The 18,090-nt window shown below is 47.4% G+C and carries 14 protein-coding genes; 12 read left to right on the forward strand and 2 right to left on the reverse strand.

Going from position 1 to position 18,090, the window contains the following annotated elements:
- Positions 1 to 412: 412 nt before the first annotated feature.
- Positions 413 to 748 carry a zinc ribbon domain-containing protein YjdM gene (locus M977_RS12645; protein ID WP_064515995.1) on the reverse strand — a complete coding sequence of 112 codons (336 nt, stop codon included), beginning with the start codon at positions 746 to 748 and terminating at the stop codon, positions 413 to 415.
- Positions 749 to 1,131: 383 nt separating this feature from the next.
- Here M977_RS12645 and M977_RS12650 point away from each other — a divergent pair, with 383 nt between their 5' ends.
- The 7 genes from M977_RS12650 (at position 1,132) to M977_RS12680 (ending at position 12,157) form a co-directional block, all read left to right on the forward strand.
- Positions 1,132 to 3,498 (forward strand): dynamin family protein, encoded by a 2,367-nt coding sequence (locus M977_RS12650; protein WP_064515498.1) that lies wholly within the window; start codon positions 1,132 to 1,134, stop codon positions 3,496 to 3,498.
- Positions 3,495 to 4,388: a diguanylate cyclase regulator RdcB family protein gene (locus M977_RS12655; protein WP_064515501.1), complete on the forward strand. Its 894-nt coding sequence runs from the start codon at positions 3,495 to 3,497 to the stop codon at positions 4,386 to 4,388. The genes M977_RS12650 and M977_RS12655 overlap by 4 nt, the downstream gene beginning before the upstream one ends.
- A gap of 331 nt (positions 4,389 to 4,719) precedes the next feature.
- Complete coding sequence (locus M977_RS12660) at positions 4,720 to 5,034, forward strand: PTS sugar transporter subunit IIB (protein WP_064515503.1); 315 nt, start codon at positions 4,720 to 4,722, stop codon at positions 5,032 to 5,034.
- A gap of 9 nt (positions 5,035 to 5,043) precedes the next feature.
- Positions 5,044 to 6,435 (forward strand): glycoside hydrolase family 1 protein, encoded by a 1,392-nt coding sequence (locus M977_RS12665; protein ID WP_064515505.1) that lies wholly within the window; start codon positions 5,044 to 5,046, stop codon positions 6,433 to 6,435.
- On the forward strand, positions 6,435 to 7,760 hold the full coding sequence (locus M977_RS12670; RefSeq protein WP_064515507.1) for a PTS sugar transporter subunit IIC: 1,326 nt from the start codon (positions 6,435 to 6,437) through the stop codon (positions 7,758 to 7,760). Before M977_RS12665 ends, M977_RS12670 begins: the two co-directional genes overlap by 1 nt.
- Positions 7,761 to 8,295: 535 nt before the next feature.
- On the forward strand, positions 8,296 to 8,910 hold the full coding sequence (gene evgA, locus M977_RS12675) for an acid-sensing system DNA-binding response regulator EvgA (protein WP_064515509.1): 615 nt from the start codon (positions 8,296 to 8,298) through the stop codon (positions 8,908 to 8,910).
- 37 nt (positions 8,911 to 8,947) lie between these two features.
- Positions 8,948 to 12,157, forward strand: a complete 3,210-nt coding sequence (locus M977_RS12680; RefSeq protein ID WP_425339047.1) for an ATP-binding protein — start codon at positions 8,948 to 8,950, stop codon at positions 12,155 to 12,157.
- A gap of 64 nt (positions 12,158 to 12,221) precedes the next feature.
- Here M977_RS12680 and M977_RS12685 read toward each other — a convergent pair whose 3' ends face one another.
- Entirely contained in the window at positions 12,222 to 12,854 is a 633-nt protein-coding gene (locus tag M977_RS12685) for a YfdX family protein (protein ID WP_064515514.1), read from the reverse strand.
- A gap of 231 nt (positions 12,855 to 13,085) precedes the next feature.
- Here M977_RS12685 and M977_RS12690 point away from each other — a divergent pair, with 231 nt between their 5' ends.
- The 5 genes from M977_RS12690 (at position 13,086) to M977_RS12710 (ending at position 18,086) form a co-directional block, all read left to right on the forward strand.
- On the forward strand, positions 13,086 to 13,688 hold the full coding sequence (locus M977_RS12690) for an HdeD family acid-resistance protein (RefSeq protein WP_064515515.1): 603 nt from the start codon (positions 13,086 to 13,088) through the stop codon (positions 13,686 to 13,688).
- Between the two features lie 15 nt (positions 13,689 to 13,703).
- A complete protein-coding gene (hdeB, locus tag M977_RS12695) occupies positions 13,704 to 14,006 on the forward strand; it encodes an acid-activated periplasmic chaperone HdeB (RefSeq protein WP_064515517.1) in 303 nt (100 codons plus the stop codon).
- Positions 14,007 to 14,044: 38 nt separating this feature from the next.
- On the forward strand, positions 14,045 to 15,448 hold the full coding sequence (gene gad / locus M977_RS12700; protein ID WP_209438604.1) for a glutamate decarboxylase: 1,404 nt from the start codon (positions 14,045 to 14,047) through the stop codon (positions 15,446 to 15,448).
- 64 nt (positions 15,449 to 15,512) lie between these two features.
- Entirely contained in the window at positions 15,513 to 17,033 is a 1,521-nt protein-coding gene (gene gadC / locus M977_RS12705; protein ID WP_064515518.1) for a glutamate/gamma-aminobutyrate antiporter, read from the forward strand.
- A gap of 162 nt (positions 17,034 to 17,195) precedes the next feature.
- Complete coding sequence (locus M977_RS12710; RefSeq protein WP_064515520.1) at positions 17,196 to 18,086, forward strand: DMT family transporter; 891 nt, start codon at positions 17,196 to 17,198, stop codon at positions 18,084 to 18,086.
- Positions 18,087 to 18,090: the final 4 nt, after the last annotated feature.

Consider the following 18,090-nt stretch of genomic DNA (forward strand, 5'->3'; position numbering starts at 1 on the left):
TCTTTCGCTGCTCCCGGCAGCTCAACCCTGACTTATGGGGAACACTGGGGCAATTTATACCGGGACTCAAGGTCAAAACCGGTTCGGCTTTTGAACTTAGCTTTTGACGTTGACCTTTGAGTCCGGCATAAATCGCCTTCGTTTTGACTGTAAGGCCGGGTCGAGCCGTCGGGAACGGCGAGAGGTTGTGATCGCCGGGAGCGAGTCACAACCGACCCTGGGACTGAAAGGAAAAACGGAGGTTTACTGCGAAGCAGCGATTTAATCGCCGGGAGCCGGGATTATCAAGGGTGCTGCGGTAGCACCCTTGATACGTTCACCGTTTCGGTAAGTACAGGGAACACTGAACGTTTAGTGAACGGAACCTTCTCTGGCTTTGCAGGAACCGCCCCTCAGGGGTAGGGGAACGAACCTAGTTCTTCTTAACGAACTCAGACTTCAACTTCATCGGGCCAAAACCATCAATCTTACAATCGATGTTATGGTCGCCTTCAACCAGACGGATACCTTTAACTTTAGTACCAATCTTCAACATAGAAGAGCTGCCTTTAACCTTCAGATCTTTAATTACAGTGACGTTATCACCGTCAACTAACAGGTTGCCGTTGGCATCTTTAACTACCAGTTGATCGTTGTCTGCTGCAGGTTCGGCATCATTCCATTCATGTGCGCATTCCGGGCAGATAAACATACCGTTGTCTTCGTAGGTGTACTCGGAATTGCATTTAGGGCAATGAGGGAGTGTCATCGTCATATCCTCAAAAATAAGCTTTAAAAATTGCGGTTTCCCGCCAAAAGTGGCGTGATTATACATTAAAACCCTACTTTTGTGGGGACGATTGCCGCTATGCCTTGCGCCAGCCAGAATATCGTAATAAGAAAATGCTATTTTAAAACGTTAATCAATTGCCAAATTCGCGACGAAAATACAGAATAAGTTTATAAAAATACGCTATGGTCTTTCTTTCTGGTTATTTAGCCAGAAACTCACACTATGAAAAAATAAGCCTGATTATAATATTGTCGAATAAATTATTTCCGCGCGTAATTATAATTTCCGGTACTGAATAGGCACAAAAAATATAAAGGTTTTTAAAAATCCGGATAATTTGATTTAAGTAAGGATTTTTTATGCACACACAAGCAATATTTGAGTTAAGTCAGGAAGCAGAGCGGTTATTACAACTCGCCCTACAAAATCTGAATACACTAAAAACAGTTTCTTTTACTACACAGCATGACGTTAATTATTCTGGGCAGTCCCAAACTGGAGGGGCCGTCCCTGCAAAGTTTAGCCCACGCAGCATCCAGTCGCAGCAGGCGATGCTGCAAAATGAGTTACGCAAAATAACTCAGCATGAAATGGTATTAGCGATTGTCGGAACAGTAAAAGCGGGAAAATCAACCACCATTAATGCCATTATTGGGACTGAGGTATTACCTAACCGTAATCGCCCTATGACAGCATTACCGACACTAATTCGCCATACCCCGGGCCAGCGTGAACCCGTGCTGCATTTTCCCTATGTTCAACCCATCGAACAGCTTATGAATACGTTGCAAATTCGTTTGCAACAAACCGATCGCGAAACGCTGTCAAAGCACCTGGAAATTGATCGGGATATGACGGGATTATTAACCCGTATTTCCCAAGGGGAATCTTTCTCTAAGCATTATCTTGGTGCCCAACCTATTTTCCATTGCCTGAAAAGCCTTAATGATTTAGTGCGTTTATCGAAAGCACTGGATGTGGCTTTTCCATTTAAGGCCTATGCCGCCATTGAGCATGTTCCTGTTATTGAAGTGGAGTTTGTCCATTTAGCAGGAATGGATGAAGCCTATGGGCAACTGACATTACTGGATACTCCGGGGCCAAACGAAGCCGGGCAGCCGCATCTACAAAAAATGCTTCAGGAGCAGTTGTCGCAGGCTTCTGCTGTGTTGGCGGTATTGGATTACACCCAATTAAAATCCGTTTCTGACGAAGAGATACGTAAAGCGATATTGGGCACCGGGTCATCCGTCCCGCTCTATGCGCTGGTGAATAAATTCGACCAAAAAGACAGAAATGGTGACGATGCAGAACAGGTTAAAGCGTTAATTTCTGGCACGCTTATGAAAGGAACGATTGAGCCTCACCATGTCTTCCCTGTGTCATCGATGTGGGGATATCTGGCTAATCGTGCCCGCCATGAATTGGCATTGCACGGCAAGTTACCGGACCCGAATGAGCAACGTTGGGTGCAGGATTTTGCTGATATTGCACTGGGCCGCCGCTGGCAAAGTGAGGATTTGGCCGATGCGGGTGCTTTGCGCCAGGCGGCTGAGCTGTTGTGGGAGGACTCGCAGTTTGCTGAGCCCATTCACACGGTGCTTCATGCAGCACATGCCAACGCTTCAATGTACGCACTGCGTTCTGCCTGCCAGAAATTACTGAATTACACGCAGGGTGCGGAGGATTACCTGAATTTCCGCTGCCAGGGTCTGCATATTGCCAGCCAGCAACTGCAGCAGAATATCGCAGCCCTTGAAGATGACATGAGTCTTGCCGCTTCCAGTCAGAAAGCCGCAAACGTCGTTGCGCAGAGCAATACTAAACAGGCTGTAGACGCGATGAGTGATTTTATTCGCCGTTATGAACAGCAGATTAATGACAATATTCAGGACTATTTTCAGCATGGAAAAGTGCCTGAAAAGCTCCAGCGCCAGGCTTTGTCGTTTGGGACTCAGCGCGGTAATGACTTTGATGCGCGCTATGAAACGCTCAGTTTTGACGATGAACAATCGGCACAAATTGCGCTGCACAGGATCCGCGCTTCATGCGAAATCATCCTGACCGCCGCGCAGGAAAAGATGACTGAAGAGTTAACCCATCTTTTTAGTTATCTGGAAGTTGAACTGGCAGATACGCTGCGTAACACCCTAAAACCGATAGAGACTCGTGTTGCACAAGGGTTAGCACAAGCAGGTTTTAGAACCAATATAAGTCTGCCGGTATTTCATGTTGGCTTATTAAACTTCAATGCTAATCAGGCATTTAATGAACTCATTGAAGAGCAGGATATTCCTGTCTCCCAACTGCGACGCCAGGCCGGGATGCGCGGAACGGTTGCGCGCTGGCTTAATAGCGAGGATTGGGGCTGGGAAGGATATACCGTGATGCAAAGTCGCTACGTCATTTCTTTAGCTGACGTACAACGCAAACTGTGTCAGCACGTCAGCGATTTCCTGTTGCAGCTTAATCAGAATATGGCCGCGCAAATTGAAATGTCTGTGACGGAGGGAATGGCAGCGTTCTTTGTTGATTTTCCCCAGGCACTGGAAGCGATACGTCTGAACCTGCAACAAAGCCTGGTGGTGCGCCAGCAAAATGAAGAAGCGGTGACCGCTTTGCGCCAACAGCTTCAGCAGTGCGTAAGAATCACACGTTACATCCATGAGGACACCCGCCTGTTGCGGGATGATATTCAGACGCTTTTTACGGTAGAACAGCAATGAGCAGTGTATTACCAGGAACTCAAACTCGCGCTTTGGAGTGTGTTGCAGAGAAGTTTGTCGTCGATTTTGCCAGAAACAGCGGCATCTCTCGTGAACCGTGGCGGACTCAGCAAAGCAAAGCGTATTACCAGAGGCTGACCGGGGAGTTTATCGGCCAGAGCCAGTTGCAAAAATGGGCAGTGGATGAGGTGCTGCTTGAAAAGCCGGAAGTGATGCTGGCGATGCTTGGGCATCTTTGCCAGCGGGTGGCGAAGAAGCACTACGCAATTGAGAAAGTGTATGAAAGCATCTCCGCCATGGCGTTAGCTTCGGCAAGAGTAACCAATGACGCTTCAGAAGCCCGTAGGCAGCTCGTTCAGGTTCAGCAGCAACTGGCGCAGCGTGTCGGTAATCTGGAAACACAATTACAGGGCACCGACCTCACTCACCTTGGCTTCGTACATTGCGAGCAAGTTTTTGCACGCTGGCAGGCTGGGCATTATTTTACCTTTTCTCCCGCTGGTCGCTGCTATGTCGCGTTGCAGGAGCTGTACTGGGGCGCGTTTGGTGACGCGCTGCGCTTTGGCCGTTTATCGCAGGCCACAGAGTTAATTGAGCAAGCTCGTGCGCTGGCAATCAGCCAACTCGCCCGTGATGTGAATGCTTCAGCTCGCACGCGCCATTACTACTATGAGTGGCTTATGTTTCCTTCGACGGCTGGAATGATGGAAAGCAAAGAAGCTCTGGCGTGGCTTGGCGACGATTGTGACAGTGAGCATCAGCCCGTGAGTTTTGCAACTACCCAAACACACCAGGGCGTTTCACTTGGTATGCCACGTATTTGTTCCGCAATGCGGCTGGGAAGTGCAATGGTCGATGAAGTCTTTATTGATGGTAGATTTGCCAAATAAAGATCTTAATATTCCGGTGTGAGGCTGCTGATGAAACAATATGCTTTAAAAGCAGCGTTTACACTGGTTTTGAAATATATCTAAACGTAGAATTTTTTCTTATTACGTCGCAAATTTAGATATTAAATCTCAATGATTTCCTCAAAAGTAACAGTGCTATCCTTCTGTTTGTAATCACTAATTTATGCCTTGTGTCATTAAACACTGCAAAAGTACCAGACAATAAAACCAATTCTGTGTTGCGTCTCACTTGCTGCTTTTTCCCACACTCCTCAGAATATATTTTGCCGCATGCTGCGGGTAATCGTGCTTATTACACCAGGGAGATGTGATGAAAAAGATCTTTTTATGCTGCGCTGCTGGAATGTCCACCAGTATGTTAGTGGAAAGAATGAAACAGTCCGCTACCAGCCGCAATATTGAAGTAGAAATTACGGCGGTGCCGGTGTCTGATTTTGACCAAATCATCACGGACGCTGATGTCATTTTGCTTGGGCCACAGGTGAAGTTCCAGCTACAGAGTATATCCAGCGCAGCCGCGCCACACGGCGTGCCAGTGGCGGCGATTGATATGATGCTGTACGGCTCAATGCAGGGCGATAAGGTGCTGGATCAGGCCCTGTCTTTATTAAAAAATGCACAATAAGGATGGGTCATGAAATATCGTTTTCCTGAGAGTTTCTGGTGGGGTACAGCAACCAGCGCAACACAATCCGAAGGGCATCAGGCCGGAGATGGCAAAGGCGAAAATATTTGGGATTATGCCTCACATCATTTTAACGAACGCTTCTTCGCTGGCGTAACGGCTGACGATACCTCAACGTTTTACCAGAACTATCGGGAAGACATTCAACGCGCCAAAGATATTGGTCTGAATTCCTTTCGTACCTCAATTTCCTGGTCACGCCTTATTCCTGATGGTGACGGGGAAATTAATCCTCAGGCAGTCGATTTTTATAACGCAGTGATTGATGAGCTCAATGCTCAGGGCATCGAGCCGTTTATTAACCTTTACCACTTTGATATGCCAATGGCACTTCAGGAAAAAGGCGGCTTTGAAAACCGTGAAGTTGTGGATGCGTTTGCCCGCTATGCGCGGATTTGTTACGAGCTTTTTGGCGACAGAGTGCGCTACTGGTTTACCTTTAACGAACCGTTAATTCCTGCTGAAGCGGGCTATTTGCATCCTCGCCATTATCCTTACGTGACCAGTTTCCGCCGCGCTGCGCAAGTACTCCATCATATTGTTTTGGCGCATTGCAAAGCGGTTGCCGCCTGGCGCGAGCTGAATATTTCCGGGCAGATTGGCATCATTATGGATGTTATTCCGGTTTATCCGCGTAGCGATGCGCCGGAGGACTTACATGCCGCAGAAATGGCCGATCTGTTTTATACCCGCAGTATTAACGAGCCGATTTTGCTTGGGCGCTACCCGGATGAACTGATTGCCATTTTAAAAGAATACGATCAACTGCCGGTCATTCAGCCTGGTGATTGCGAGCTTATTGCCAGCACACGTATCGATTTACTGGGGATAAATTATTATCGCCCGCGCCGTGTTAAAGCGCGTGAAACCTTGCTCGAAGAACCGCATGGTTTTATGCCAGAGCGGTTTTTTGAAGAATATATTATGCCGGGACGCAGGATGAATACCTCACGCGGTATTGAGATTTATCCTGCGGCACTTTATGACATCGCGATGGTGGTGAAAGACCGTTACGGCAATTTGCCATGGTTTGTCTCGGAAAACGGGATAGGTATTTCTGACGAAGAACAGTTCATGGTGAATGGTCAGGTACAGGATGATTACCGGATTGAGTTTCTCAAAGAGCATCTGAGTTATTTGCATCAGGCTATGGCTGATGGCAGCAATTGTCTGGGTTATCACATGTGGACGTTTATCGACTGTTGGTCATGGCAAAACGCTTATAAAAATCGCTACGGTTTTTATCGTCTGGATTTAGAGACTCAGCAACGTTCGCTTAAAAAATCGGGCCAGTGGTTCAAGGCTGTGATTGAAAACAACGGATTCGAGGGGGCGGAATAATGTCTTACTTTGAACGACTGGCTGAAAAAATGCTGCCGGTGGCAAATGCTATTGGCAACCAGCGGCATATGCAGGCAATCCGTAATGGTCTTATTTCAATTTTACCGCTGACTATTGTCGGGTCATTCTTCGTTATTTTGCTCAATATCCCGATTAAAGGTTATATGGATTTTATCGCGCCATATCGCGATATGCTGGATGTGCCGTTCCGTTTTACCGTGGGATTAATGTCGCTGTATGCCGCTTTTACTATCGGTTCGTTCCTCGGTAAAAGTTACAAGCTCAACGATATTACCAGCGGGCTGTTGGCGATGCTGGCGACCCTGCTGATGATTGTGCCCGTCAATATCAAAGAAGGCATTACCGTTGCCGGAGACGCGGTTTCCGGGCGTTATATTCCCATTACGTCGCTAAGTTCTCAGGGGCTGTTTGGCGCGATTATTTCCTCACTGATCGCTATCGAGATTTACCGCTTTATTAAAGTCAGAAATATTGAAATCAAAATGCCAGAGGGCGTGCCGCCAGTGGTGGCGAGTTCGTTTTCAGCGCTATTCCCAACACTCGCGGTGGTGTTGATCTTCTGGATCCCGCGTCACTTTTTGAATATCGATATTAACGCCATCATCAGTTACATCATCATGCCGCTCAAAGGGTTTATGACCGGTACGAACCTGTTTGGCGGCATTGTTACACAGTTCTTTATCGATCTGTTCTGGGTATTCGGTATTCATGGCCATGCGGTAATGGGGCCACTGATTCGCCCGCTTTGGGACCAGGCGATTGTGCAGAATATGGAGATGTTCCAGGCGGGAACCAGCGCTTACGAGCTGCCAAATATTTTCACCGAGCAGTTCTTCCAGTGGTATGCGCAGATGGGCGGTACTGGCTCGACGCTTGCGCTAGTTGTGTTGTTTATCCGTTCTAAAGCTGCTTATTTGAAATCGTTGGGGAAACTCTCCTTTATTCCGGGGCTGTTTAATATCAACGAACCGATGATTTTCGGTGCGCCAATAGTGATGAACCCGATTCTGGCTGTTCCCTTTATTCTTGCGCCGATGGCAAACACCATAGTGGTGTATCTGTTTACCATCACCGGAATTATTCCACGCATGATGGTGAAACCGCCTTTCACAATTCCTGCTCCGTTAGGCGCGTTGATCACCTCAAACTGGAATCTGGTCGCCTGTGGGCTGGTGTTCGTCTGCTTCTTTATTTCACTGGCTATCTACTATCCATTCTTCAAGGTTTACGAGAAGAAGATGCTGGAAACCGAGCAGCAACAGCGCGAAGAAGAAGAGAAGGCGAAACAGCTGGCGAATGCCTAATACACCCTGCTCATTTTCTGTGAAAGAGGGCTGAAGAGCTCACGGTGTAATGGACAGCCGTAACTAATCTTTAAGTACCGCCCTCATCCTCTCCCTAAGGGAAGGGATGAGGGGATAATATTGAAATAATTAACACTTTTATTTAAGACCCCGCCTGAATAATTGAAATCCTATTCCTACGCATGTAATCAAAAATATGATCGACATCATCTATACCCTAAATACTTCGAATTGCATGTGCGTTGGCTTTCCTCGCTCAACCCAGTCACTTACTTGAGTAAGTTCCTGAGGATTCACTGCGTTGCCGCCTTCCTGCAACACGAGTTATTTAGGGTATGCATTAGGATTAACCTATTTATTAAAAAGGTAGATTAAATCAATAAAATTGATTTTCTGTTGGTTTTTTACTCATGGTGTAAATATTTTAGAACACTTGGTCGGACAAGTTATAATTTAATCTAACTCAGATTTACCTCTAAACGTAATAATATTACCGGCCTCGCTATTCTTTTCTACACCAGGATGTTTTAACGCAATGAACGCGATAATCGTTGACGATCACCCATTGGCGCGTATAGCCATTCGAAATTTGCTCGATACCAACGGTATCACGGTCACTACTGAGCTCGACAGCGGTGAGCGTGCGGTACAAACCGTCGAGAAACTCAAGCCTGAACTGTTAATTATCGATGTCGATATTCCCTGCATCAGCGGTATTGAAGTGCTGGAACAGCTACGCAAAAGGCACTACCTGGGCATCATTATTATCATCTCTGCAAAGAATGAATTGTTTTACGGTAAACGCAGTGCTGAATGCGGTGCTAACGGCTTTGTTAGTAAAAAGGAGGGCATGAATAACATCCTTGCGGCTATCGAGGCTGCAAAAAATGGCTACAGCTATTTCCCATTTTCACTCGAGCGCTTTAGCGGTGCTGCGACGACGGAACAGGACAAGCTGGATACGTTATCTACCCAGGAAATGAAAGTATTACGCTATATCCTCAATGGTATTGATTACACGACCATTGCCAGCAAAATGAATATCAGTAATAAAACCGTCAGCACCTATAAAAGTCGCTTAATGGAAAAGTTAGATTGTTCCTCATTAATGGAACTTTATGATTATGCGCAAAGAAATAAAATAGGGTAATAAGATGCGGTTTCTATTATATGTTTATCTGGCAGCAATGTTTTTCTTGAACATTTTTTCAGCCTACGGTGCTTCTCAGTTAATTGAGCTGAAAAGTAATTATCAACCATCGGCACTGGATATTCGTTTAACTGCCGATGAATCGCGCTGGCTGGCACGGAATAATACTCTGACAGTCGGCACCTGGCTGCCGGAAGTTTCTCCGATAGATTATGAAAGTGGTGGAGAACATTATCAGGGTGTTAATGCTGATTATCTCGCGCTATTACAAAAAAACCTGAAAATTAAAGTCGCTATCAAACAGTATGATAGCGAAAAAGAAGCCCTGGCAGCGCTCTCCCGAAATGAAGTGGATACTCTGCTCACGCAGTTATCTCAGCGCGAAGAAGTAGGGAGCGACTTGCTGCGAACCTCAGCATTGATCAAGACTTGGCCAACACTGGTCACATCCCTCAAAAACACCTTACTGCCGCTGGCAACAAATAAAAAAGTCACCCTTGCTTGTGTTCGTGATTGTTCATTTCTCGATGTGATTAAGGTGGCCTTTCCTAACGCAAAAATCACCTTTTATGATAGCGACTATCAGGCGCTGTCGTCTGTTATGTCAGGTCTTAACCAATATTTCATTGGTAATAATGTGACCACCGGTAATTGCATCTCGAAATATTTCTCACAATCGCTGGTCATCACGCACTACTTTAACAAGCAGGAACAATATAACTATTTTGTCACCAGCCAGAATCAGCCGCTGTTGCGAAACATCCTTGAAAGTTTTATTAGCGCAATTAGTAATGAAACCCATATGCGAGTCATGCAGAACTGGCTAAATCGCGGCAACCTTTCTTACCTGAATACCCCGATACCATTCAGCAGCGAGGAAAAGAGTTGGCTTAAAAAGCACCCTAAAATCCGCGTGCTGGTGAATCCAAACTACCCACCGTTTACGCTTATCGATCACGATGGCGAACTGCGCGGCATCATGGCGGATTTGCTCAATATCGTCCAACTGCAAACCGGTCTTGAGTTTCAGCCAGTTATTGTTAATTCCAATAAAGAAATGGCTGAAAAAATGATGCCGGGTCAGTGGGATATGATCCCAGCCGCTACCCTCAGTAACCAGCCACAGAAATTTATCTCGTTTAGCGATCCGTTGATGAATGTCTCTTTCGTACTGGTTACCGCACACCGAGAAAATGCCAACGTAATGCTGGCAAAACCTCGGCGTATCGCCGTGGCAGCGGGGCATATTTTGACGCACGACCTCAAGCTTCGTTTCCCGCAGGCGACCTGGGTTGAAACGGATAATGTCAAAGTGGCGATGAAAATGGTCGAGGAGGGGGAGGTTGATGCGGCGATAACCACCGAGCTTTCCGCTCGTTACATGATTGACCATTATTATCCGCAAAATATGCACTATACCCGGCTGCCAGGTATGCCCAGCGCGGCTCTTAGTTTTGCGATGGCGCGCGATGAGCCAGAACTGAAGTCTATTTTAGGTAAAGCGCTGCAAGCCATTCCTCCGCGTGAAATTCTGCAAATGACGGAGAAGTGGTCGAAGATTTCCAGCGTGCAGATTGATACCTGGAGCCTTTACAGCAAACAGTTTTATCAGTTGGTTCTCTTCGCGCTGATGCTTATCGCCATCAGCCTGGGATGGGGACTATCTCTTTCGCGTGAAGTGCGTAAAAGAAAACAATCACAGCGGCAACTTGAAGAACAGCTGCATCTCAAAGAGGCGCTTTCTCACGAACTGGAGGCTGAAAAAGATAAAGCGATTCAGGCGACTAAAGCGAAAAGTCGTTTCCTTGCGAGTATGAGCCATGAGTTACGCACGCCCGTCAGCTCTATTGTGGGTTTCTTAGAATTGCTGTCGAGTTCGGATCTCAGCTCCAGCCAACGCAAAGAGGCGATAGCGCTTGCCGGGGCGACGGCGCAATCGCTGCTGGGGTTGATTGGTAAGATCCTTGATGTCGATAAAATTGAGTCAGGTAAATATCAAATTGCCCCACAGTGGACTGATTTAACTCAGCTTATTGACCTGCAATGCCACTCGTTTGATGCGCTGGCAAGGCAAAAAGGTATTACGTTGCGCTGCGTTAGCCATTTGGCTGCTAATGATCGGGTGCTGGTCGATCCGCAGGCTTTGCGACAAATCCTCACCAATTTGGTCGGTAATGCGCTGAAATTTACTGAACAAGGGCATATTCAGGTGTCTGCTCGCCTGATCCCCGAAATGGATAAACACGGCACGTTAGTGATTACGGTAAGTGATACCGGTTGCGGGATTAGCCCGGAAGAGCAGGAAACGTTATTCCACCGCTACGTTCAGGCACGCCAGGGACGTGAACAGACGGGTTCTGGTCTGGGATTGGTTATCTGTAAAGAATTGGTCACGCTGATGGGAGGTACGCTTGAGATGAACAGCCGCCAGTCGCTGGGTACCACTTTTACGATAACGCTTGCGGTTGAAACTGCTCAACAATCGCTAACACCAACGCGCGATACGCCTGCTGCACTGTCGCCATTGCCGCGCTTATCGATTCTGATTGCGGACGATAACCCAACTAATCGCCTGCTACTCAAACGGCAGTTAAATACTATTGGTTTCAATGTTGATGAGGCTTGTGATGGCGAAGAAGCAGAAGCCAAAATTCTCAGCAAGCAGTACGACTTGTTGATAACTGACGTGAATATGCCGAAAAAAGATGGCCTCGAACTGGCGGCGTCGTTACGTCGTCAAAATCAGCGGCTGCAAATCTGGGGGCTTACTGCGAGTGCCTTGCCTCAGTCACGCGAACAGTGTCTGGAAAGTGGGATGAATCAGTGTCTGTTTAAGCCTGTATCGATTCAAACGCTGACCCATGAGCTTAGCAAACTCGATGTTGGCCGTTCAATGCCGTGTGTTACCCGGCATTTGAAACTCAGCATTTTGACCGAGAATACTGGGGGGGATCGGAAGTTGATGAATGAAATTCTGGAAACCTTCCGCGAAGCTTCGGCAAATGATTTGCAGGCTGCTGTGCGTTCAATAGAAGAAGATGAGCCGCAGATGTTTTTGCATGCGCTACATCGTCTGCATGGCTCGGCTCAAATACTGGAAATCACTGCTTTGCAAAAACTTTGTGAGCCGTTTGAGTCACGCCGCCATGATTCGCTACCGCTTGAGGAGCGACGGGAGGCGTTAGAAGAAATTGCGACAATTATGCGGGAAATCGAGGTGGAGATAGAGAGCTTGATGAGCCACTGAGATTGAATGGTCGGGCAGTTATCGCCCGACCATTCCCCGCGTGCACTCTCAATACAAACGCAGATTAGTTGCTGGCAGCAAACATTTCGCTATCAACTACGATACCGTCTTCAGCACCTTTCAGTACCAAATTCGCTTCGTAGTATTTACCGTCTGCCAGCAGTTTTTTGGCCTGAGCAACCGCTTTACGGGTCTGGTTAAGTGGCATCAGATACTGATTTTCCATCACGCCAATACCAGCCAGACGTAAGGTATCCATCGCACCTTTCTGGTCACCTTTTGCCAGTTTTTCATTAGCAGATTTGATGGCGGTCTCTTTTGCTGGGGTTGCAATATAGTCTTCAGACAGCGCTACGGTTGCGTTAATGATCACGTATTGATCGTCGATCATTTTCGCTTTGGCGTCGGTTTTAACAAATTTCTTCCAGTCAGCGCTGTCATCTTTAAGCAAAGTTGCTGCGTCGTCGGTCAATTTCTTCGCGCTGGCTGGTTCACCGTGGAATAGCGCCAGGCGTGCAAACTGAATATCACGCATTGCATTGGCACCCTGAACCGCAACTTGCATCACATCAGCCGCTTCTTTTTGGATTTGTGCGGTTGCCGCAGCGGTCTGTGCTGAGGTTGCAGTCGCTGCAGCTAATACAGGTGCAGAACTCATCATAGTTGCCAACAGGCCTGCCAGAATTAATTTTTTCATTATCTTCTCCTTAATAAAATAGGTGTTAATCACCAAACGCCACCAGAATAAAAAATAAGTATCACAATGAAAATCAGAGCGCCGAATGAATAATGCAAGCTGAGTCTTACATATGTCAGAAGACGCAGACAGATGTCAGACTCAGCGTATAACAATGACTCTTCACTCTTATTTACTCCGCAGCCAGGTGGGTACTACTATTTCAGCCATTGAAATTACGGCGGAGATAATATGTTCATCTTTAACCAATATAGAATGAAGGCACTGAGTGAAGCTTCTCGTCTTTATTATAAAAAACATGCTCTGGTCATGGCGGTGCTGCTGCTTATATGTGGTGCTTGCTGTCTTATCTATCCATTTATGTCCGGACTGTATCTCAGTTATATCATTGGCATGATGTTTATGGTTTGCGGCTTTTATACTCTTTACTGCCTGGTTGTCTTTCGCCAACAGCACTGGAAATCAAAATTTGTCAGTGCGATTTTCGCTCTCGCCTGGTTGTTGTTGGGTTACAGCTTCGTCGCCAATCCAATGGTTGGGATGAACTCTTTATCGATAGTATTTTGTTGTCTGTTCATTATCGGTGGCGTTTCACGCATCGTTTCTGGCTTCACTATGCGCGGCCGTTCCGGGGCTATCTGGAACATTTTTATCGGTATTTTTGACCTGCTGATTGCCGCCATCTGGCTTGGCATGAACCCTGAGCAGTCTTATCTATTCACCACTGCTTTTATTGGCCTGGAGATGATCTTCAGTGCCGGGAGTTTTATCTCTTTGCGTAAGAAGTTGGCGCTGGCACAACCTAAACGACTGGCGTCAAAAGATTCAAAATAACCACTGGAATAATTTATGAATATTAAAGTAAGTATCTCGATAATTATTGCTGCTGCGGCGCTTTCTACTTCTATTAATTCTGCTTTTGCCGAACAGGAAACGACGCCACAAAATATGACTTGTCAGGAATTTATGGATATGAATCCGAAATCCATGACGCCAATCGCCTTTTGGGTAGTCAATAGAAATACTGATTTTAAAGGTGGTGATTATGTTCACTGGCATGAAGTCGAAACCGTAGCGGTGCCGAAAATATTCAAGCAATGTCAAAAGACACCACATGCCAAACTGGGTGAAATAACTCCAGCCCTAAAGTAACTGAATAATAAATTTATCTGATACGAAAAGGATTAATTATGACTATGCTCATTCAACCCGCTGAAAATGAAAATGAAAATGACGATGTTTATGCATCTGTAGAATTATCCACTTCACTGCCAAAAACCCAATTCCCGGTTCAAGAAAGCAATCCACGTAATGTTTTTCATGCCATTCATGACGAACTGATGCTTGATGGCAATTCACGCCAGAATCTGGCGACCTTCTGCCAGACCTGGGTGGATGATGAGATTCGCCAGTTAATGGATCTCTCCATCGATAAGAACATGATTGATAAGGACGAGTACCCGCAAACAGCTGAACTGGAACAGCGCTGCGTGAATATGCTCGCTGACCTTTGGCATTCTCCAGCAGCCACCGATACGCTCGGTTGCTCAACCATCGGTTCTTCTGAAGCCGCGATGCTTGGTGGCCTGGCGCTGAAATGGCGCTGGCGCAAACGCCGTGAACTGGCCGGAAAATCTACTGATAAACCAAACATGGTGTGTGGCCCGGTACAAATCTGCTGGCACAAATTCGCCCGCTACTTTGATGTTGAACTGCGCGAAGTGCCACTGGAAGGTAATCGCCTGATGATGACGGCGGAAGAAGCACTGAAATATGTCGATGAGAACACCATCGGTGTGGTGCCGACTTTGGGTATTACCTTCACCTGCCAGTACGAGCCAGTGAAAGAAATTCACGATGCGCTCGATGATCTGTTCGAGAAAACCGGGCTTGATATTCCAATGCATGTGGATGCCGCAAGCGGTGGTTTCCTTGCTCCGTTCTGCGCGCCGGAAATCGATTGGGACTTCCGTCTACCGCGTGTGAAATCCATTAACGCATCTGGCCACAAATTTGGTCTTGCGCCACTTGGTGCCGGTTGGGTGGTATGGCGTGAAAAACAGGACCTGCCAGAGGAGCTTATCTTTAACGTTAACTACCTCGGCGGCAATATGCCGACCTTTGCGCTGAACTTCTCGCGTCCTGGTGGGCAAATTGTCGCGCAGTATTACAACTTCTTGCGCCTGGGCCGCGAAGGCTATCGCAAAATTCACATGGCCTGTTACGAGACTGCGCAGTATCTGGCTCGAGAAATTGCCGCGATTGGTCCATTCGAGATTATTTTTGATGGCAGCCACCTGAACGGTATCCCGGCGCTGACCTGGGCACTGAAAACTGACCATCAGAATGATGGATACACTCTGTATGACCTGGCTGACCGCTTACGTAGCCGTGGCTGGCAGGTGCCTGCTTACTCCATGCCAACTCATCGTGAAGACTTAGTGGTGCAGCGCATCCTGGTCCGTCACGGGATGAGTACCGACCTGGCTGAATTGCTGATTGCCGATCTGAAACGCACTCTTGAGGCGTTGGAGAAAAATCCGGTTACGCATTCGCTGACCGCCGAAGAAGCGGGTGGCTTCAACCACGCATAAGACACTTTCTTATCAATTAACCAAAAACATCCGCAGGCTTCTGCTTGCGGATGCGGAGAGACTTATGTCCACCACAACGACAAATGCCCCTGCAAGGTCACTAACTTTGCTTGGCTTTTTCGCTATTACCGCTTCGATGGTGATGGCGGTTTATGAATATCCTACGTTTGCCACTTCCGGTTTTAGCCTGATTTTCTTCCTGCTGATGGGCGGGGTTTTCTGGTTTATTCCCGTTGGTTTGTGCGCTGCTGAAATGGCAACCGTTGAAGGCTGGGAAGAGGGCGGTTTATTTGCCTGGGTTTCCAATACGCTTGGTGAACGCTGGGGGTTTGCGGCGATTTCATTTAGCTATTTGCAAATCGCCATCGGTTTTATTCCGATGCTCTATTTTGTGCTCGGCGCGCTCTCATACATCCTTAACTGGCCTGCGCTAAATACCGATCCGCTGGTGAAAACCATCGCAGCCCTGATAATTTTATGGGGCCTGGCACTTACACAATTTAAAGGTACACGCTACACCGCGCGTATTGCTAAAGCGGGTTTCTTCTTTGGGATTTTATTCCCGGCAATCGTGTTGGTGGGGCTGGCAGTCGCCTGGTTGTATAACGGCCAACCGCTGGCAATTGAAATGTCGGCCGCGACTTTCTTCCCTGATTTTTCGCAAATTGGCACATTAGTGGTGTTTGTGGCATTTGTGCTCAGTTATATGGGCGTTGAAGCTTCAGCGACTCACGTCAATGAGATGACCAACCCGGCGCGTGATTACCCACTGGCTATGATTCTGTTGGTGATTGCCGCCATTGTACTTAGCTCGATTGGCGGTCTGTCAGTCGCGGCGGTTATTCCGCATGATGAAATCAACCTCTCCGCTGGGGTGATGCAGGCATTTAGTTCTCTGATTGGTTATTACGGCCCAGGTTTTGAATGGGCGGTGCGTGTCATTGCGGCATTGCTGATGTTGGGTGTGTTAGCCGAAATTGCTTCGTGGATTGTCGGCCCTTCTCGCGGCATGTTAGTGACAGCACGACAAGGTCTGCTGCCTGCGCGTTTTGCCAAAGTGAATAAAAACGGCGTACCTGTAGCACTGGTGATCTCTCAGTTGATCATCACTTCCATTGCGCTGATTGTCCTTACCAATACTGGCGGCGGTAGCAATATGTCATTCCTCGTGGCTCTGTCACTTACCGTAGTTATCTATCTATGCAGTTATCTGATGTTGTTCCTCGGGTATATCCAACTGGTGCGTAAACAGCGTGATAGAAAACGTGCCTTCCAGGTTCCAGGTGGGAAACCGGTGAAACTGGCTATCGCCTGTTCAGGGTTGGTGGTGTCGGTGCTGGCGTTTATTGTGTCATTTATTCCGCCAAGTTCTCTACCCGGTGCCCACGCCCACGATGTGTATGGCGGTCTGCTGATTGTCTGTTTTGTACTGGTGTTTATTCTGCCGTTTAACGTCTATCTGTTCCGCGATAAAACCATTAAAAGTCATGCACCGGACCTGGTTCATGTAAAAGTCGATAATGCGCCAGAAGGGCACTTTGCCGTGCATCCGAAAGCGCGTCCTTCACATCTTCCTAAACCTTAAATTAAACGTCGTGCCATCCACCACGCAAAGTGTGGATGGCGCTATCGCTATTTTTCTTTATTGAAGGATAATGGTCGATTCTGAAACGACAGTTTAATTTTGGTTAAGGGAAGAGGCGTGAGTAATAACGTTTCACGGTTTACTAATAAGAAAATCGCATGGATGGGGGCTGCTTTTTGTTGCCTGTTATGGGGTAGTGCTTACCCGGCAATTAAAAACGGCTATGAAATATTTCAGATAGCGACGGACGACCTGCCTGGCAAAATTGTCTTTGCCGGATACCGCTTTGTGATTGCTGGCTTGTTGTTGCTGGCATTTGCATTTTTACAGGGTAAGCCGATTGCTCGTTTGTCGCGCCAGCAGTGTTCCCAGCTGGCCGCACTAGGCGTCACACAAACCGCAATTCAATACATTTTCTTCTATATTGGCCTTGCGTACACCACCGGTGTCAAAGGCTCAATTATGAATGCCACCGGTACTTTCTTTAGCGTGTTACTGGCGCATTTTATCTACCAAAACGACAAGCTCAGCATCAACAAGGTGGTGGGTTGCGTGCTCGGTTTTGCCGGTGTGATGGTGGTCAACTTCAACAGCCAGTTGATGGACTTTAGCTTCAGCCTGATGGGCGACGGTTTCGTGGTGCTGGCGGCGTTTATTCTTTCTGCCGCGTCGTTGTACGGTAAGCGTATTTCGCAAACTATGGATGCGACGATTATGACCGGCTGGCAACTGGCTATTGGTGGCCTTGTGCTGACGGCTGGCGGCTATGCCTGCGGCGGTACGCTTGCGTTTCATGGGTGGGAATCGGTGGCCATTCTGGGTTACCTGGCGCTGTTATCATCCGTGGCGTTTGCACTGTGGAGCCTGCTGCTCAAACACAACCGTGTGGGCATGATTGCACCATTTAACTTCCTGATCCCGGTATCTGGTGCGGTATTGTCGGCAATCTTCCTGCAAGAGAGCATTCTTGAGTGGCGTTATGCGCTGGCGCTTGTGCTGGTGTGCTTCGGGATTTGGCGGGTTAACGTGGTACGTGGCAGTCGGGTGAATTAGAACC

Origin of the sequence: Buttiauxella gaviniae ATCC 51604 (genome assembly GCF_001654835.1) — a bacterium.
Taxonomy (GTDB): domain Bacteria; phylum Pseudomonadota; class Gammaproteobacteria; order Enterobacterales; family Enterobacteriaceae; genus Buttiauxella; species Buttiauxella gaviniae.